The organism is Lysobacter terrestris, from assembly GCF_014489475.1.
Taxonomy (GTDB): domain Bacteria; phylum Pseudomonadota; class Gammaproteobacteria; order Xanthomonadales; family Xanthomonadaceae; genus Agrilutibacter; species Agrilutibacter terrestris.
The window spans coordinates 1,300,760-1,318,052 of record NZ_CP060820.1; the positions used below are offsets into that span (position 1 = coordinate 1,300,760).

The window sequence follows — 17,293 nt, forward strand, 5'->3', positions numbered from 1 at the left end:
GCCAACCCCGCCTACCCGGTGTTCTGGATGCCCGCGGCGATGCCGTTCACGGTGGCGACCAGCGACGCCAGCATCGCCTCGTCCTCGCTGCCGCCGGCGCGCCAGCGCGCGAGCAGGTCGACCTGCAGCAGGCTGATCGGATCGACGTAGGGATTGCGCAGGCGGATCGACTGGCGCAGGCGCGGGTCGTCGGCCAGCAGTTCCTGGCTGCCCTTGATCGCGAACACCGCGTCGCGGGTGCGGGCGAACTCCGCGGCGATGCCGGGATGGAAGCGTGCGTGCAGTTCGCCGGCGAGCAGCGAATAGCGTTCGAAGATGCCCAGGTCGGACTTGGCCAGCACCATCTCGACGTCGTCGATCAGGGTGGTGAAGAACGGCCAGTCGCGCGCCATCTCCGCCAGCGCCTCGCGGCCGTGCTCCTGCAGCGCGGCCTGCAGCGCCGTGCCCACGCCGTACCACGCGGTCAGGCCGGAACGGTTCTGCGCCCAGGCGAAGACCCACGGGATCGCGCGCAACGAAGCGATGCCCGGCGGCCGCAGCACGCCGACGCCGCCGGCGCGCTTGCTCGGGCGGGAACCAATCCGCAGCCGCTCGATCACATCGATCGGCGTGGCGGCGCGGAAGTACGCGGGGAATTCCACGTCGTCGTGCACCAGCGCGCGGTAGTGCGCGCGCGCGTTGCCGGCGAGCTGGGTGGCGATCTCGCGCCAGCGTTGTTCGCGCGGTTCGGCCACGCGCGGGCGCAGGGTCGCGCGCAGCACCGCGCCGGTCGCCTGCTCCAGGTTGCGCAGCGCGATCGCGCGGATGCCGTACTTGCGGTGGATCACTTCGCCCTGTTCGGTCAGGCGCAGGTAGCCGTCGACCGAGCCGCGCGGCATCGCGATGACCGCGCGTTCGGTCTTGCCGCCACCGCGGCTGATCGAGCCGCCGCGGCCGTGGAAGAACGCGATGCGCACGCCGCTGTCGCGGGCCAGCTGGGTCAGCGCCACCTGCGTGCGCTGCAGCGCCCAGCGCGACGCGAGCAGGCCGCCGTCCTTGGCGCTGTCGGAATAGCCGAGCATCACCACCTGGCGATCGCCGCGCGCGGCGAGGTGCTCGCGATACAGCGGATCGGCGAACAGCGCGCGCAGGGTGTCGGCGGCGGCATCGAGGTCGTCGACGGTTTCGAACAATGGGGCGATGTCGAGCGGCACGTCATCGCCGCCGCCGTCACTCCGCTCGACGCAGCCGGCGAGGCGCGCCAGCGCCAGCACCGACAGCGCATCGGCAGCGCTGCGGCTCATGCTGATGATGTAGGGGCCGAACGCGCGCGCGCCGTAACGCGGGCGCAGCCGCGCGACGGCGCGGAACACCTCGAGCGTGGCCTGCGAGGTCGCGTTGCCCGGGCCGTCCACGACCTCGTCGCCGCGCAGCAGGCGGTGCAGGCGCGCATTGCGTTCGGAAACCGCGCGCGTCGCCCAGGCCGCGTCGCCGAGCAATGCGGCAATCGCGGCGTCGTGCGTGGCCGAGTCCTGGCGCAGGTCGAGGCCGGCCAGGTGGAAGCCGAAGCAGGCGATGCGGCGGCGCAGGCGGCGCACGGCGAAGCCGCCCGCGTGTTCGCCGCGATGCGCCTGCAGGCTGTCGCCGATCAGCGCGATGTCGGCCTCGAACTCGCCGGCATCGGCATAGCCTTCCGGCTCCTCGTGCTGGGTCGCCCACAGCCGCTCGAAGATGAAGGTGAGCAGCTTGCGGTACGGCATGTCGGCATGGCGCGGGCGCAGCTTCGCCGCGGCGGCCGGTATGTGTTCGCGGTAGAACTCGATGCGCGCCAGCAATGCGGCCGACACGCCGACGCGGGTGAGCGACTGGCTCAAGGCTTCGCCCAGCGCGAGCAGGTCGCGGCGATACGCGGCCAGCACCAATGCGCGCTGGCCGGCGAGCGTGGCCGCGATGGTGTCGGCGCCGACGTTGGGGTTGCCGTCCATGTCGCCGCCGACCCAGCTGCCGAAGCCGAGCACGTCCGGCACCACCGCCGCGCCGTAGGTTTCGCGCAGCGCGTCCTCGAACACCTCGTAGAACACCGGCAGCACGCGGTAGAGCACGTCCGACAGGTAGTAGCCGACGTGCTGGAATTCGTCGGCGACGCTGGGCTTGGCCGACGGCGCTTCGGCGGTCTGCCAGCTGGTGGTGAGCGCGAGGCGGATGCGCTCGCGGTCGGCACGGCGCTCGGCCGGGGTGCGGCCGCGGTCGATGTCGGCGACGAGGCAGGTGACGATCTCGCGCTCCTTCTTCAGCAGCGCACGGCGCACCGCTTCGGTGGGATGCGCGGTGAAGATCGGCTCGACCCGCAGCCGCGGCAGCAGCGCCAGCAGTTCCTCGCGGCCCACGCCCCGCTGCGCCAGCGTGCGCAGGGCGTCGCGCAGGCCGCCGGGCTGCGGCGCGGTGCCCTGGCGCTCGTAGTCGCGGCGGCGGCGGATGCGATGCACGCGCTCGGCGAGGTTGACTGCCTGGAAGTAGGTCGCGAACGCGCGCACCAGGTCGTTGGCGCGCTCCAGTTCGATCCCCTGCAGCGCCTGGGCGAGTTCGGCCGCCGGGGCGTTGCGTTCGCGGCGCTCGATCGCGGCGCGGCGCAGGCGTTCGACGTCGTCGAGGAAGCCGGGCGAACGCTGCTCGGCGAGGATCTCGCCGACCAGCGCACCGAGCATGTTCACGTCCTCGCGGAGGAAGGCGTCGGTGGGCGCGAATTCGACGGTGCGCAGGGGCGTGGCCGCGGTGGTCGGCAGGTTCATGCGGCCGAGTCTAGGACCGAATCATGCTGCGCGGCAGCATGATTTCAGGTGTAACGAAATTGGCCACCCGCTCGGCGACCACCTGCCGTTCCTTCTCCCCGCTTGCGGGGAGAAGGTGCCCAACGGGCGGATGAGGGGGCGAGCGCAGCGAGCGGCGTTGGTTCCTTCGCCACGCAACGGCAAAGGCAGCTCGCTGCGCTCGCCGCCCCTCACCCGCCCTGCGGGCACCCTCTCCCCGCACGCGGGGAGAGGGAAATCAGCGCGGGGAAACCGCAGCGCGTGGTCCGGCGACGATCAGTACGCGAACTCGCGGAACACGTGATCGATGTTGCCGCCCCACTCGCCATGGAACAGCGCGAGCTTGCGCTCGGCCGGGGTCTCGTTGGCGTCGGTGAATTCGATCAGCGGCTCGAGGAAACGACTCTCGTCGGCGCCGTGGCGGTTGAGGCGCGCGCGGCGCTGAAGGCCGGCGACGGCGATCTTCAGCGCTTCCAGCGCCAGGTCGCGCACCGTGCCGCCGCGGAACGGCAGCTTCAGCGCGTGCCTCGGCACGCCGTCGCGCAGGGCATTGCGCTCGGCCAGGCTGAAGTCCTTGACCAGGTCCCAGGCCGCGTCCAGCGCCGCGTCGTCGTAGAGCAGGCCGACCCAGAACGCCGGCAACGCGCACAGGCGGCTCCACGGGCCGGCGTCGGCGCCGCGCATTTCCAGGTACTTCTTCAGCCGCACTTCCGGGAACGCGGTGGTCATGTGGTCGGACCAGTCGCGCAGGGTCGGCAGCGCGCCGGGCAGCACGTCCAGCTCACCGCGCAGGAACTTGCGGAACGACTTGCCGCTCGCATCGATGTATTGCTTGTTACCGTCCGCGCCGTTGCGATAAGAGAAGTACATCGGCACGTCGAGCAGGTAATCGACGTAGCGCTCGAAGCCGAAGCCGTCCTCGAACACGAAGTCGAGCATGCCGGTGCGGTCCGGATCGGTGTCGGTCCAGATATGCGAGCGGTAGGAGAGGTAGCCGTTGGGCTTGCCTTCGGTGAACGGCGAATCGGCGAACAACGCGGTGGCGATCGGCTGCAGCGCCAGCGACACGCGGAACTTCTTCACCATGTCGGCTTCATTGCTGAAGTCGAGGTTGACCTGCACCGTGCAGGTGCGCGTCATCATGTCCAGGCCGAGGTCGCCGCGCTTGGGCATGTAGTCGCGCATGATCTTGTAGCGGCCCTTGGGCATCCACGGCATCTCGTCGCGGCGCCACTTCGGCTGGAAGCCCATGCCGAGGAAACCCAGCTGCAGTTCCTGCGCGACCGCCTTGACCTCGTCGAGGTGCTGGTTGGTCTCGCGGCAGGTCTCGTGGATGTTTTCCAGCGGCGCGCCGGAGAGTTCGAGCTGGCCGGCCGGCTCCAGCGTCACCGAGGCCGCGTCGCGGGTCAGGGCGATGGTGCGGCCGTGCTCCTGCACCGGCGTCCAGCCGAAGCGGGTGAGGCCGGTAAGCAGCGCCTCGATGCCACGGTCGCCGTCGAAGGTCGGCGGACGCAGGTCGTCGAGGCGGAAGCCGAACTTCTCGTGTTCGGTACCGATGCGCCAATCCGCGCGCGGCTTGCTGCCGCTGGCGATGTATTCGACCAGCTCGCGGCGATCGGTGACCGGGGACTCGGCGACGTTGCTCGGGCTCGACATGCAGGACCGTCTCTGGGAAAGCCTGCCGCGGGAGGCCGCTGCGTGCGGACCTGCTGCGAGCCGGCGGGGGCCGTGGTGACTGAAGACGATATGGGGCCGGTGGCCTAACATCGCAATTGATGAAGCATAGCCCGGCCCCATGACGCGATTGCCCGCCCTGCTGCTGTGGCTGTGTTCCAGCATTGCGTCCGCCTCGACCCTGCAGCAGTTGGAACGCGGCAACGGCCCGGAACCGGCGACCCTCGACGCGCACCGCTGCCAGGAAGTCGCCTGCGGCAACGTGTTGCGTGACCTGTACGAAGGGCTGGTGACCGAGGACGCGCGGGGCCGCCTGGTGCCGGGCATGGCCCGCAGCTGGTCGGTATCGCGCGATGGCCGGGTGTGGACCTTCGCCCTGCGCGAGGACCTGCGCTGGAGCAACGGCCAAGCGCTAGACGCCGGCCAGGTGGTGGCAAGTTTCCGCCGCGCCTTCGCGCCGGCGACGGCGGCGCCGTTCGGCGAACTGTTCGACGCGCTCCACAACGCGCGCGCGGTGCAGGCCGGCACGCTGCCGCCGACGGCGCTGGGCGTGGCCGCGCCGGATCCTCGCACGGTGGTGTTCACCTTCGATCGCAGTGCGCCGGTGCCGGCCCTGCTGACGCTGCCGATTGCCTTCCCGGTGTACCTGCCCGGCGTCGAGCGCTACGGCGCGCAGCACACCCGGCCCGGGCAACTGGTGTCGAACGGCGCCTACCGGCTGGCGGCGTGGACGCCGCAGGCGAACCTGGTGGTCGCACGCAACCCGCAGTTCCACGGTGTCCGCGACGTCGCCATCGAACGCGTGCGCTTCCACGTCACCGAGGACGCCGCCGCCGAACTGCAACGCTTTGCCGCCGGCGACCTGCACCTGACCGAAGTGGTGCCGCCGCAGCCGCTGGACACATTGCAACGGCGCTTCGGCGCGCAGCTGCGCATCGCGCCGTACATGGGCGCGTTCTGGCTGGGCATGAACCTCGCCCAGCCGCCGCTGCGCGATGCCCCGCAGTTGCGCCGCGCGCTCGCGCTGGCGGTGGACCGCGACAAGCTCACCCGCTACATCACCGGCTTCGGCGAACAACCCGCCTACGGCATCGTGCCGCCGGGCATGTCGGGCTACACGCCGGCCGCGGCGCCCTGGTCCACGTGGACCCAGGCGCAACGCGAGGCGCAGGCGCGCGCGCTGTATCGCGCCGCAGGCTATTCGCAGAAGCATCCGCTGGTGATCGAGCTGCGCTACAACACCTCCACCCCGCACCGGCGCATGGCGCTGGCGGTGGCGGCGATGTGGCGCGAGGTGCTGGGCGCGCAGGTGCGGCTGCGCAACGAGGAGTGGAAGGTGTTCGTCGGCAACCGCAAGCAGCGCGTGATCACCCAGGTGTTCCGCGGCGGCTGGATCGGCGACGTGCCCGACGCGCGCAACTTCCTCGCCGCGTTCGGCAGCGACGGCCCGCTCAACTGGACCGGCTACGACGACGCCGGCTTCCGCGCACGCCTGGCCAAGGCGGATGCGGCGCCAACGGAGGTGGCGCGCAATGCCTGGCTGCGTGCCGCCGAGCAGCGCGTGTTGAACGCCGATGCGGTGGTGCCGCTGTACTTCTACACGTCCAAGCACCTGGTGGATGCGCGCGTGCATGGTTTTGATGCGAACGCCCTCGACCGCCATGCTTCACGCTGGCTGCGATTGCAGCCATGACGCCCCCGGGAGGCCACTGATGCGCCGCTGGCATGCAGAAGACCACCGCACCGACCGCTCCGGCTGGTTGCGCGCCGCCGTGCTCGGTGCCAACGACGGCATCGTGTCCGTGGCCGGGCTCGTCGTCGGCGTCGCCGCATCCGGAGCCACGCCGACGGCGGTCCTGGTCAGCGGCATGGCCGGCATGGTCGCCGGCGCGATGTCGATGGCGGCGGGGGAATACGTTTCAGTGCAGTCGCAGGCCGACGTCGAACATGCAGACCTGGAGAAGGAACGACGCGAACTGGCCGAGGAGCCCGCCAGCGAGCTGTTCGAACTCACCGGCATCTACGTCCGCCGCGGCCTGACGCCGGAACTCGCCCGCGAAGTTGCCGAGCAACTCACCGCTCACGACGCCCTGGCGGCGCACGCGCGCGACGAACTCGGCATCACCGATACCTTGCGCGCGCGTCCATTGCAGGCTGCGCTGGCTTCAGCGGCCGCATTCGTCGCCGGTGCCTTGCTGCCGATTGCCGCGGTGCTGCTGGCGCCCGCTGCCCGCCTGCAGCCCACGATAGTCGCGACCACGCTCGTGGCGTTGGCGGGCTCCGGCGCACTGGCCGCCTGGATCGGCGGCGCGTCGCCTTGGCGGGGCGCACTGCGGGTGGGCTTCTGGGGCGCGCTGGCGATGGGCGCGGCCGGCCTGATCGGCCGCTTCTTCCATGTACAGGTCTAGCTCTCGAATGACCGGGTTCGCGAAGCGATGGGGGCTGCGGCTGCTCGAGGCCGCCATCACCCTGTGGCTGCTGGCCACGCTGTGCTTCGTACTGCTGCGCGCCGCGCCGGGTGGCCCGTTCGATGCGGAAAAGGCCGCGCCGCCGGAAGTGCAGGCGGCGCTCGCCGCGCAGTACCGCCTCGATCGCCCGCTGCCGGCGCAGTACGCGGCGTGGCTCGGCGACGTGGCGCGCGGCGACCTCGGCCCGTCGTTCCAGTACCCCGACTACACCGTCAACCAGCTGGTCGCCAATGCGCTGCCGGTGTCCGCGTTGAACGGCGGGCTGGCGCTGCTGCTCGCGCTGCTCCTGGGCGTGCCGCTGGGGGTGTGGTCGGCGCTGCGCGCGGGGCGTTGGACCGACCGCGTGCTGATGTTCGTCGCCGGCCTCGGCCTGGCGGTGCCCAAGTTCGTCGCCGCGCCGCTGCTGGTGCTGTTGTTCGCGGTCACCCTGCACTGGCTGCCGGCGGGTGGCTGGGGCGAATGGAACAACCTGGTGCTGCCGGTGATCGCGCTCGCCCTGCCCAACCTCGCCTACTGCGCGCGGCTGACGCGCGCCTCGATGCTGGAAACGCTGTCGGCCGAATACCTGCGCGCGGCGCGGGCGCGCGGCCTGTCGGAGGCGCGCCTGCTGTTCGCGCACGCGTTGAAGCCGGCGCTGCTGCCGGTCGTGGCGTGGTTGTCGCCGGCGCTAATCAACGTCGTCACCGGTTCGGCGGTGGTCGAACAGGTGTTCGGCATCCCGGGCATGGGCCGTTATTTCGTGCAGGGCGCGCTCAACCGCGACTACACCCTGGTGCTGGGCGTGGTGCTGGTGGTGGGCGCGCTGATCGTGCTGATCAATACGCTGGTGGATGCGCTGCGCGGCTGGATGGATCCACGTCTGGAAGCGGCAACGGCGTAGCCCGGGTAAGCGCAGCGCACCGCGCCACGACGGCTTCCGGCAGCGACACTGCCTGCCGCGCCGCCGCGCGCGAGTTCATCCGGCGTGCGAGTTCTTGCCGTGCTCACAAGAACTCCCGGGTGCGGCCTACGGCCTTACCCGGGCTACGCGGCATCGCAGTCGGCGGCATCGCGCACGTGATTCGATCGCGGCGACAATGATTACGTTTTCATCGTGACCCCGACGGCGGCATCGCACAGCGCGCTGCATAGAATCGAGCCGCGCCGATCGGGCGCGGCCTGCCGGGATCGCGCATGAAGCGACTGTTCGCGCTGTGCTTCGCCCTGTTGCTCAGCACCGCCGCGCACGCACGCGGCTACGCGATCCAGCACCTGGAGCCGGGCAACTGGTGGGTCGGCATGCGCCACGATCGCGTCGAGCTGCTGGTGCATGGCCCGGGCATCGCCGCGCTCGCGCCGCGCGTGGCCTGGGACGGCGTCACCGTCGCCGATGTCGCCCGCGTCGAGAACCCCAACTACCTGTTCGTCACCCTCGCCATCGCCCCGACGGCGAAGCCGGGTCGGCTGCACATCGACTTCATGGACGGCGAACGCATCGCGGTGCGCCATCCGTGGCGACTGGACACGCGCGAAGCCGGTTCGGCGCAACGCCGCGGCTTCGACGCGCGCGATGCGATCTACCTGGTCACGCCCGACCGCTTCGCCAATGCCGACACCGGCAACGACAGCGCGGCGGGCATGTTCGAACACGCCGACCGCGCCGACCCCAACGGCCGCCACGGCGGCGACATCGCCGGCATGCGCCGGCACCTGGACTACATCGCCGGGCTCGGCTTCACCCAGCTCTGGCCGATGCCGCTGCTGGAGAACAACCAGCCCGCGTACTCCTACCACGGCTACGCGATCACCGACCTGTACCGCACCGATCCGCGATTGGGCAGCAACGAGGACGTGCGCGCGCTGTCGCGCGAGGCGCGCCGCCGCGGCATCGGCCTGGTCATGGACGTGGTGCTCAACCACATCGGTTCGCAGCACTGGTGGCTGCGCGATCCGCCCACGCGCGACTGGATCAATCGCGCCGATGCGTTCGTCGAAACCAACCACCGCCGCACCACGGTGCAGGACCCGCACGCGGCGCCCGCGGACAGGGCGCTGTTCACCGACGGCTGGTTCGTGCGGTCGATGCCCGACCTCAACCAGCGCAACCCGCACCTGGCGCGCTACCTGATCCAGAACACGCTGTGGTGGATCGAATACGCCGGCCTGTCGGGCATCCGCGAGGACACCTTCGGCTACGCCGACGCGGACTTCCTCAGCGCGTGGGCGCAGGCGGTGCTGGAGGAATACCCGGACTTCGCCATGGTCGGCGAGGAATGGAGCGCGAACCCGGCGATCGTCGCGCACTGGCAGCACGGCAAGGCCAATCCCGACGGCCACGTGCCGCACATGCCGGGCATGCTGGATTTCCCGCTGCAGATCGCGCTGCGCAGCGCACTGGTGCAGCCGGAAGGCTGGGACAGCGGCTTCATCGGCCTGTACGAGACGCTGGCGAACGACTTCGTCTATCCGGATCCGGGCCGGCTGGTGGTGTTCGCCGAGAACCACGATTCCTCGCGCGTGCTGGCGCAACTCGATGGCGACCTCGCGCTGTGGAAGCTGGCGATCGCCTACATCGCCACCACGCGCGGCACGCCGCAGTTCTACTACGGCTCGGAAGTGCTGCTGCGCGGCCCGAAGGAACGCAACGACGGCCTGCTGCGCGCGGACATGCCCGGTGGCTGGCGCGGCGACGCGGCCGATGCGTTCAGCGGCCGCGGCCTCACGCCGCAGCAGCGCAATGCGCAGGCCTTCGTGCGCGCACTGTTCAACTGGCGCAAGCGCACGCCGGTACTGCACGACGGCGCGCTGCAGCACTACGCGCCGGTCGACGGCGTGTACGTGTACTTTCGCTACGACGCCACGGCGGGCAAGCGCGGCAAGACGGTGATGATCGCGCTCAACAAGAACGCGCAGCCGACCGCGCTGGCGCTGGGGCGCTTCGGTGACTTCATCGGCACGGACAGCCGCGCGCGCGACGCACTCGACGGGCAGCCGGTGGTACTCGGCACCTCGCTGCTGTTGCCGGCGAAGTCGGCGACGCTGCTGGAGATCGCGCCGGCGGACGGCGCACAGGGAGAGTGAGGCTTCGACGAGGCGGCGAACGGACGCCGCCGCAGGTCAGAGTTCCAGCCAGCGCGCCAGCACCGCGCGCGCTTCCTCCACGCCCTGCTTGGACTCGCCGGAGAAGGTCTGCACGCTCACGGTGTCGCCGCAGGCGCGCTGCAGTTCCATGCGCACGGCCTGCAGGGTGTTGGCGGCGGCGCCGCGGCTGAGCTTGTCGGCCTTGGTCAGCAGCGCGTGCGCGGGCAGGCCGCGGCGCACCGCGTAGCCGAGCATCTGCCGGTCGTAGTCCTTGAGCGGGTGGCGGATGTCCATCACCACCACCAGCCCGCGCAGGGCCTGGCGGGTCTCGAAGTAGGTCTCGATGAAGGCCAGCCAGTGCGCCTGCAGTTCCTGCGGCACCTTGGCGTAGCCGTAGCCGGGCAGGTCGACCAGGTACTTGGCGCCGGGGTCGGGCTGGGCCAGGGTCGGGGCGAAGTCGAAGAACACCAGCTGCTGGGTCCGGCCGGGGGTCTTGGACACCCGGGCCAGCGCGTTCTGCTGGCAGATCGCATTGAGCGCGCTGGACTTGCCGGCATTGGAGCGGCCGGCGAAGGCGACCTCGAACCCACCGTCGGCTGGAAGCTGGCGCGGGTTGTGCGCCGAGAGCGCGTAACGGGCGCGGACGAAGGGATTGGGGGCAGTGGCCATGGGGACAGGATAAACGGGGGCTGGGGTTTGGGGGCTGCTGGGGGCTGGAGGCTGGAGGTCGGGGGCTCGCAACAGCCGTTCGCAAGGGACCCGCTGCTCCCAGGTCCCGCGCGCGAAAAAGGCCGGCCCTCCGCTCCACTCCGCGCATGGCACGGGGCATTCAAGCTCCAGATCCCAGTCCCCAGCCCCCGCAACCTCCCCTCGCGTTGACCGTCCCGCCCCCCGCAACGATAATTTCGCGGTTTCGTCCTTCGACACGCGCAGCAAGCCGGTTCGAGGACCCGTCCCAGTTTCGGAGCCCAGCCAAATGCGCCACGCCCGCGTCCTCGGCCTCGTCGGCATCGCTGCCTTTGCAGCCGCCGCCGTCGCCTTCGCCCAAGCCACGGTCACCCCGGTGCCGGACAACGCACCCGTCCAGACCGCGCCGCTGGTCGAGAAGCCGGCGACCTGGGGCGACGTGAAGGCCGGTGCCGCCAAGGCCGGTACCTGCGCGGCCTGCCACGGCCTCGACGGCAACCCGACCGACCCGCAGTACCCGCGCCTGGCCGGCCAGAGCGAGCGCTACATCGCCCACCAGATCGCCCTGTTCAAGAGCGGCGAACGCAACACCGGCATGGCCGCGGTGATGAAGCCCTTCGCCGATGCGCTGACCGCGCAGGACGCGCGCGACCTGGGCGCCTACTTCGCCACGCAGAAGGCCGGCTCGGGCGTCGCCGACGACACCGTGATCGCCAGCGGCCCGAACAAGGACAAGAAGTTCTTCGAAGTCGGCCAGCAGCTGTTCCGCAGCGGCGACAAGGCGCGCGGCATCCCGGCGTGCATGGCGTGCCACGGCCCGGCGGGCGCCGGCAACCCGGGCCCGGCCTACCCGGCCGTCGCCGGCCAGCAGGCCGCCTACGCCCAGCGCCGCCTCGAGGAATATCGCGCCGGCACCACCACCCAGCACGACCCGCACCTGTTCAACGTGATGGCCGCCGTCGCCAGCAAGCTCACCGACGAAGAAATCGGTTCGCTCGCCAGCTACCTGCAGGGCCTGCACGTGCGCAGCGCCGAAGCGGCCGCGGCTCCGGCCGCCGCGCACTGAGGCGGCAACCCGCACTGAACTCCGCTGCATCCGCACGGTCATAACCGACCCTGCTGTAGTTCAATACGCCGACCGTGATCGCCACGGTCGGCGTTTTTGTTTGCAGCGCCCTTCCATCGAACCCACCGACGATCACGCCATGCGCTTCCGCCTGAGCCTGCTGCTTGCCCTGCTGCTTCCCTTCGCCGCCTCGGCTGCGCCCGACGCGCCGGTGGAAGGCACCGACTACTACGTCATCGAAGGCGGCGCGCCGTACGCGCCGCTGGCCGGCAAGATCGAGGTGGTCGAGATCTTCGGCTACTGGTGCCACCACTGCGCCGACTTCCAGCCCAAGGTCGAGGCGTGGAAGGCGAAGCTGCCCAAGGACGTGCGCTTCACCTACCTGCCCCTGCCCAACGGCAACGACGATGCGTTCGCCCGCGCCTACTTCGCCTCGCTCGCCGCCGGCACGCTGACGCTCACCCACGACGCGACCTTCGTCGCGATCCACGACGAGCACACGCTGCCGAAGAACCCGACCATGGACGAGCTCGCCACGTTCTACGGCGAACGCGGCGCCAACGCCGCCAGGCTGCGCGCACTGATGGACAGCCCTGCCGTCGTCGCCAAGCTGGCGCCGGCCCGCGCCTGGGCCATGCGCATCGGCCTGGAAGGCACGCCGACCCTGGTCGTCAACGGCAAGTACCGCGTCGACGGCGGCACCCTCGAAGACCGCCTGCGCGTCGCCAGCCAGCTGATCGCGCGCGAGCGCGCCGCCAAGGCCCGCCGCTGAGCCCGGGTCGCGCGCGACGCGCGCCGGCTATCCTGTGCACAACGATCGCGGGCGCCCGGCGCCCGCCCCTGCATTCCGCGGAGAACCCCGAATGACGCTGCGCCCCGCCCTGCTCCTGTCCGCCCTGCTCGCCCTGACCGCCTGCTCGCAGCAGGCCGAGACCCCGGCCGCACCGGCCGCCGAAGCCGCCCCCGCGGCCACCGCGGCGACCCCGGCGACCCCGGCGCCGGCCAGCGCCCCGGCCGTCGAAGCCGCCGCCGAGATCGCCCCGGCGGCAACGCCCGACGTCCCGGTCGGCCCGGCCCCGGTCGCCGGCATCGACTACGCCGAGATCGCCGGCGGCCAGCCGTTCGAGCCGGCCGCCGGCCGCATCGAAGTCGCCGAAGTCTTCAGCTACACCTGCCCGCATTGCGCCCAGTTCGAACCGCTGGTGCTGGACTGGCGCAGGCGCCAGCCGGCCGACGTGAAGTTCATCGCCGTCGCCGGTCCGTTCGCCGCCAACCCGGAGCCCTTCGCCAAGGCCTACTACGCCGCCGAATCGCTGGGCCTGGTCGGCAAGTCGCACGACGCGATGTTCCGCGCGCTGCACGTCGACCAATCGTTCGACTACCGCGACGCCTCGCCGGAGAAGTTCGGCGCGTTCTACGCCCAGTTCGGTGTCACCCCGGAGCAGTTCGCCGCGGCGATGAAGAGCTTCGCGGTCGACGCCAAGGTCAAGCGCGCGACCCAGTTCATCGCCAAGTCCGGCATCGAGGGCACGCCCTCCATCGTGGTCGCCGGCAAGTACCGCGTGACCGGCAAGACCCTCGAGGACACCCTGCGCATCACCACGCAGCTGGTGGCGAAAGAACGCGCGGCCCAGGGCGGCTGAGCGCGCCCGTCCGGCGGTGGCCATGCAGTCGTCCCCCAGCCACCGCCGGCTCAAGCTGCTCAGCGCCAACATCCAGGCCGGCTCGAGCACGCGCCGCTACAGCGACTACGCCACCCGCAGCTGGTCGCACGTGCTGCCGATGGGCAACAAGCGGCTGAGCCTGGACACCATCGCGCAGCTCGCCGGCGAACACGACATCGTCGGCCTCAACGAAAGCGACCCGGGCAGCCTGCGCTCGGGTTTCACCAACCAGACCCACTACCTGGCGCAACGCGGCGGCTTCCACTACTGGAGCCACCAGCCCAACCGCCGCGTCGGCGGCGTGGCCTCCAGCGCCAACGGCCTGCTGAGCAAGCTGGAGCCGGTGGAAGTCGTCGACCATGCCCTGCCCGGCCGCATCGCCGGGCGCGGCGTGCTGCTGGCACGCTTCGGCGACGACGCCGACTCATTGACCGTCGCGATCGCGCACCTCTCGCTGGGTGCGCAGTCGCGCGCCTCGCAGCTCGCCTTCATCGCCGAGCTGCTGCACGACCACCCGCACGCGGTGCTGATGGGCGACTTCAACTGCGACATCGACCGCCCGGAAATGGCCGCGCTGTTCCGGCGCACGCGCCTGCAGCCGCCGGCCCAGGCCGTGCCGACGTTCCCGAGCTGGCGCCCGCAACGCGCGATCGACCACATCCTGCTCGGCGACGGCCTCACCCACCACCACGCGCGCGCATTGCCGGCGGCGCAATCGGACCACCTGGCGTTGTCGCTGGAGCTGGACGTGCCGGCGCGCGCGATCCGCGGCTGAGCGGAACGCCTGCCAGGAGTGCCCGCGCGCTGGACCTCAGCCGCGGTTGAACTCGCCGATGCCTTCGATCAGCGTCGCCACCGCGTCGCGTTCGGGCTCGGTCAGGTGCGGGTTCCACGCATCCATCAGCAGGATCACCCGCGTCGCGTCGCTGCGGTTCCAGGCTTCGTGCAGCCAGGTGTCGTCGAAGGCCACGCATTCGCCTTCGCGCCAGGCGTGCACCTCGTCGCCCACGCGCAGCGCGCAGTCGCGCGGCACCAACAACGGCAGGTGCACGACGGTGCGGATGTTGGTGACGCCATGGTGCGGCAGGATGTGGGTGCCGGGCGACAGCACCGAGAAGCACACCTCCGGCGCGTGGTCGGCGATGCGCAGCAGTGGCAACGCCGCCAGTGCCCGCGCGGTCGCCGGGCTGCGCTGGTGGTTGTCGGCGTAGGCACGGCCGTGGCGGTAGAAGAAGAACGCATCCCAGTGCGGCTGCGCCCCGGCCGCGCCCTGCAGGTACTCGCCGAGATCGGCGTCGTCCGGGGCGGCGAGGAACGGCGTCAGCGCCTGCGGTTCCGCCAGCACCGCGCGCGCCTCGTCGCGGATGTCGGCCCACGCCGCCTCCAGCCGCGGGATCCAGTCGAAATCGGCGCGGCGCAGGAAGGGCGTCTCCGGCAGGTCCGGGAAGAACAGGAACTTGGGCCGTTGCCGCGGGTCGGCCGGCGCGACGTTCGCCACGCCCAGGTAGCCGTTGAGGCCGCGCTCGACGCGGCGCATGGCGTCGCGGCCGTGCCGCGCGATCAGTGGTTCCAGCAATGCGCCGAGGATCTGCGGCCGCGTGGCCTGCACGAACGCCACCGCATGCGCGACCTGCGCGCGTAGGCGCGGCGGCGTGCTGGCCTCGTCCAGCCATTGCTCCTCGAGCTGGGCGCGGGTCAGGGCGCGGAAGTACGAGCGCGCCGCGTCGTGGCGATCACCGGCCGCTTCCAGCAGGCGGCCCAACTGCAGGTGGGCGACATGCAGCGACGGTGCGAGCTGCACGGCGAATTGCAGCGCCGCGCGCGCCTCGTCGCGATAGCCCGCCGCTTCCGCGGCCATCGCCAGCTGGTACAGCAGCTGCGCATTGCCGGGCTCGTGGCGGCAGGCCAGTTGCAGGTGCGCCAGCGCGTCGCGGGCCGCGCCCTGCGCCAGCGCGCGGTGGGCCAGGAACACGCGCGCCTCGACGGACTCGCCCTGCTCCAGCACCTGCCGGTACGCCGCTTCGGCGCGCGCGTCGCCGGCCTGCGCCCAGCCACGGGCGCGCGCGAGCAGTTCACTCATGCCGCGCCGCCGGGTTTGCGCGCCTCGACGAACAGCGAGTAGTGCTGCCCGCCGTGGTCGGCGCCGGCGACCTCGCTGTTGGCGTCGACCTGCAACGCGGGATGGCGGCTGCCGTTGAACGACGAGCGCTCGATGTCGACGAAGCCGGCGCGCTGCAGCGCGCGCTGCAGCGTCGCGAAGTCGTAGCCGAACTTGTGCGCCTGGAACAGCCAGGCCGGGTCCGGTCCCGCGCCGGCATAGGCGAGGAAATCCTCCAGGCGCGTGGTCTGGCCGTCGCCCGTGCCCCAGTGCTCGCGACGGGCGGCGAAGAATTCCGCGTCGTCGCGCTGGTAGGCATCGATGCACTGCGCGATGTCCGGCACCACGATGCGCACGATCCCGCCCGGCGCCAGCACCCGCCGCACGTCGACCAGGAACGGATGCACGTCGTTCGGATAGAACAGGTGTTCGAGCAGGTGCGAGAGGAACACGTGGCGCGCGCTGTCCGCGGCGAACGGCAAGCCCCACAGCACGTTGGTCGCCAGCGGCGCGGGGTGGATGTCGATGTTGACCCAGCCCGGCAGCAGGTACGGGCCGCACCCGATGTGCAGGTTGAGCTCGCGCGAGTGCGCATCGACCCCGAGCGCCTGCAGCTGCGACTCGAGGTACGGCCCGCGCGCCATGGCGAGTTCGCCGCGCAGGTCCGCGACCGCCGCGCGCAACGCCTGCAACCGCGATTCCAGTCCGATCCCACCGCGCAGGCGCAGCGCCTGCTCCGCGTGCGGACCGAAACCGGCGACATCGCAGCCCAGTTCGTACACCCCCTGGGTCAGGGCCGTCAGCTGCTCGCGGCTGCGCGCGTGCAGATCCGCATCGTCGACGTCCGCATCGATCCCGGCTTCGCGCAACGCGCCGCTTTGGCGCAGGTAGGCCAGCGCGCGCGCCGCCAACGCGCGCGACTCCGCGGGCAGTCGCGCCAGCGCGGTTTCGGCGTCGCTGGGCTGCGCGAACTGCGCGAGCCAGCCGATCAGCATCGGCTGGTCGGTCACGAACGGCGACTGCCCGGCGGACGCGGTGTGGATCAGCATGCGGCCGCGCGCGAAGCGCAGCACCGCATCCGGCGCGAAGACCAGGCGGGTGCCGGAAGCAACGGTTTCCACGTCGGCCATGCGCTCAGAACAGGAAGTAGGTGGAAAGGATGTACTTGTCGTTGCTGATTGGTGCGCGCCCGGCGTGCTGGAACATCCAGTACGGCGGGAACATCAGCAGGCGCCCGGCCTTCGGCTTCACTTCCAGGCCCAGGTCGACGAAGGCGGTTTCGCCGCCCTCGTCGACGTCATTGAGGTACCACAGGAACACCAGGTAGCGGTTGCTGACCTCGCCGATCGAATCGAAGTGCGGCTGGAAGCGCTCGTCACCGCCGGCGCGATAGCGCTTGATGATCAGTTCGCTGGTGCGATCGGTGGCGGGCAGCGGGATGGTCAGGCCCGTCGCTTCGACGTAGCGCGCGAGGTGCACGTGCATGTTGCCCAACAGCATCGCGCGGAAGTGCACGTCGGACAGCGGCCCGATGTCGAGCTCGGTCCAGCGGCTGCTCTCGAGTCCCGCGCGACGGCCTTCGCCATTGGGGCGCTGGAAGCGTTCCAGCGCGGCGAACGATTCGACCATGCGCTGGCACAACGACGCGGGCAGCGAGTCGTCGTACACCTGCACAAAACGGTCGAGGGTCGTGGCGGCGATGGGCACGCGGAACTCCGGCGGAAACATGCACGACAGCAGTGCGGCCACCGCAGAATCCAGGGCAAAGGCCACGTTCTCATGCATCATAA

Annotated in this window: 14 protein-coding genes; 8 read left to right on the forward strand and 6 right to left on the reverse strand. The window is 71.0% G+C overall.

The features are described 5' to 3' along the window. Positions 1 to 11: 11 nt before the first annotated feature. Positions 12 to 2,768: a phosphoenolpyruvate carboxylase gene (gene ppc / locus H8B22_RS06115; RefSeq protein ID WP_187713216.1), complete on the reverse strand. Its 2,757-nt coding sequence runs from the start codon at positions 2,766 to 2,768 to the stop codon at positions 12 to 14. A gap of 294 nt (positions 2,769 to 3,062) precedes the next feature. Then, the gene (locus H8B22_RS06120; RefSeq protein ID WP_187713217.1) at positions 3,063 to 4,442 is read right to left on the reverse strand and encodes a glutamate--cysteine ligase; all 1,380 of its coding nucleotides are present in this window, start codon (positions 4,440 to 4,442) and stop codon (positions 3,063 to 3,065) included. Positions 4,443 to 4,581: 139 nt separating this feature from the next. Here H8B22_RS06120 and H8B22_RS06125 point away from each other — a divergent pair, with 139 nt between their 5' ends. From H8B22_RS06125 to H8B22_RS06140, 4 genes are all read left to right on the forward strand, one after another. Beyond that, positions 4,582 to 6,153, forward strand: a complete 1,572-nt coding sequence (locus tag H8B22_RS06125) for a peptide ABC transporter substrate-binding protein (RefSeq protein WP_187713218.1) — start codon at positions 4,582 to 4,584, stop codon at positions 6,151 to 6,153. Positions 6,154 to 6,172: 19 nt separating this feature from the next. Further along, positions 6,173 to 6,868 (forward strand): VIT1/CCC1 transporter family protein, encoded by a 696-nt coding sequence (locus H8B22_RS06130; protein ID WP_187713219.1) that lies wholly within the window; start codon positions 6,173 to 6,175, stop codon positions 6,866 to 6,868. Positions 6,869 to 6,875: 7 nt separating this feature from the next. Next, the gene (locus tag H8B22_RS06135) at positions 6,876 to 7,808 is read left to right on the forward strand and encodes an ABC transporter permease subunit (RefSeq protein ID WP_187713220.1); all 933 of its coding nucleotides are present in this window, start codon (positions 6,876 to 6,878) and stop codon (positions 7,806 to 7,808) included. Between the two features lie 293 nt (positions 7,809 to 8,101). Then, positions 8,102 to 9,988, forward strand: a complete 1,887-nt coding sequence (locus H8B22_RS06140; protein ID WP_187713221.1) for a glycoside hydrolase family 13 protein — start codon at positions 8,102 to 8,104, stop codon at positions 9,986 to 9,988. 36 nt (positions 9,989 to 10,024) lie between these two features. Here the strand turns inward: H8B22_RS06140 and yihA are convergent, their stop codons facing one another. After that, on the reverse strand, positions 10,025 to 10,657 hold the full coding sequence (gene yihA / locus H8B22_RS06145; protein WP_187713222.1) for a ribosome biogenesis GTP-binding protein YihA/YsxC: 633 nt from the start codon (positions 10,655 to 10,657) through the stop codon (positions 10,025 to 10,027). Between the two features lie 307 nt (positions 10,658 to 10,964). Here yihA and H8B22_RS06150 point away from each other — a divergent pair, with 307 nt between their 5' ends. From H8B22_RS06150 to H8B22_RS06165, 4 genes are all read left to right on the forward strand, one after another. After that, entirely contained in the window at positions 10,965 to 11,741 is a 777-nt protein-coding gene (locus H8B22_RS06150) for a c-type cytochrome (RefSeq protein ID WP_187713223.1), read from the forward strand. A 139-nt stretch (positions 11,742 to 11,880) separates the two neighbouring features. Further along, positions 11,881 to 12,513, forward strand: a complete 633-nt coding sequence (locus H8B22_RS06155; RefSeq protein ID WP_187713224.1) for a thiol:disulfide interchange protein DsbA/DsbL — start codon at positions 11,881 to 11,883, stop codon at positions 12,511 to 12,513. A 91-nt stretch (positions 12,514 to 12,604) separates the two neighbouring features. Then, positions 12,605 to 13,384 carry a thiol:disulfide interchange protein DsbA/DsbL gene (locus H8B22_RS06160; protein WP_187713225.1) on the forward strand — a complete coding sequence of 260 codons (780 nt, stop codon included), beginning with the start codon at positions 12,605 to 12,607 and terminating at the stop codon, positions 13,382 to 13,384. A 55-nt stretch (positions 13,385 to 13,439) separates the two neighbouring features. Continuing rightward, entirely contained in the window at positions 13,440 to 14,180 is a 741-nt protein-coding gene (locus H8B22_RS06165; protein ID WP_187713546.1) for an endonuclease/exonuclease/phosphatase family protein, read from the forward strand. A gap of 36 nt (positions 14,181 to 14,216) precedes the next feature. On the opposite strand, the gene H8B22_RS06170 is transcribed toward H8B22_RS06165, so the two are convergent. From H8B22_RS06170 to H8B22_RS06180, 3 genes are read right to left on the reverse strand one after another with little or no spacing between them, the layout of a single operon-like run. Then, positions 14,217 to 15,485: an aspartyl/asparaginyl beta-hydroxylase domain-containing protein gene (locus tag H8B22_RS06170; RefSeq protein ID WP_187713226.1), complete on the reverse strand. Its 1,269-nt coding sequence runs from the start codon at positions 15,483 to 15,485 to the stop codon at positions 14,217 to 14,219. Continuing rightward, positions 15,482 to 16,633, reverse strand: coding sequence for a class I SAM-dependent methyltransferase (locus H8B22_RS06175; RefSeq protein ID WP_187713227.1), 1,152 nt, complete (start codon positions 16,631 to 16,633; stop codon positions 15,482 to 15,484). The genes H8B22_RS06170 and H8B22_RS06175 overlap by 4 nt, the downstream gene beginning before the upstream one ends. A 4-nt stretch (positions 16,634 to 16,637) precedes the next feature. Next, positions 16,638 to 17,288, reverse strand: a complete 651-nt coding sequence (locus H8B22_RS06180; RefSeq protein WP_225876295.1) for a 2OG-Fe(II) oxygenase — start codon at positions 17,286 to 17,288, stop codon at positions 16,638 to 16,640. Between the last annotated feature and the right edge of the window lie 5 nt (positions 17,289 to 17,293).

Coding starts and splice junctions, on each gene's coding strand:
- H8B22_RS06150 (WP_187713223.1), top strand. CDS start 10,965: ATGCGCCACGCCCGCGTCCTCGGCCTCGTCGGCATCGCTGCCTTTGCA.
- H8B22_RS06130 (WP_187713219.1), top strand. CDS start 6,173: ATGCGCCGCTGGCATGCAGAAGACCACCGCACCGACCGCTCCGGCTGG.
- H8B22_RS06170 (WP_187713226.1), bottom strand. CDS start 15,485: ATGAGTGAACTGCTCGCGCGCGCCCGTGGCTGGGCGCAGGCCGGCGAC.
- H8B22_RS06160 (WP_187713225.1), top strand. CDS start 12,605: ATGACGCTGCGCCCCGCCCTGCTCCTGTCCGCCCTGCTCGCCCTGACC.
- H8B22_RS06135 (WP_187713220.1), top strand. CDS start 6,876: ATGACCGGGTTCGCGAAGCGATGGGGGCTGCGGCTGCTCGAGGCCGCC.
- H8B22_RS06140 (WP_187713221.1), top strand. CDS start 8,102: ATGAAGCGACTGTTCGCGCTGTGCTTCGCCCTGTTGCTCAGCACCGCC.
- H8B22_RS06155 (WP_187713224.1), top strand. CDS start 11,881: ATGCGCTTCCGCCTGAGCCTGCTGCTTGCCCTGCTGCTTCCCTTCGCC.
- yihA (WP_187713222.1), bottom strand. CDS start 10,657: ATGGCCACTGCCCCCAATCCCTTCGTCCGCGCCCGTTACGCGCTCTCG.
- H8B22_RS06180 (WP_225876295.1), bottom strand. CDS start 17,288: ATGCATGAGAACGTGGCCTTTGCCCTGGATTCTGCGGTGGCCGCACTG.
- H8B22_RS06125 (WP_187713218.1), top strand. CDS start 4,582: ATGACGCGATTGCCCGCCCTGCTGCTGTGGCTGTGTTCCAGCATTGCG.
- H8B22_RS06175 (WP_187713227.1), bottom strand. CDS start 16,633: ATGGCCGACGTGGAAACCGTTGCTTCCGGCACCCGCCTGGTCTTCGCG.
- ppc (WP_187713216.1), bottom strand. CDS start 2,768: ATGAACCTGCCGACCACCGCGGCCACGCCCCTGCGCACCGTCGAATTC.
- H8B22_RS06120 (WP_187713217.1), bottom strand. CDS start 4,442: ATGTCGAGCCCGAGCAACGTCGCCGAGTCCCCGGTCACCGATCGCCGC.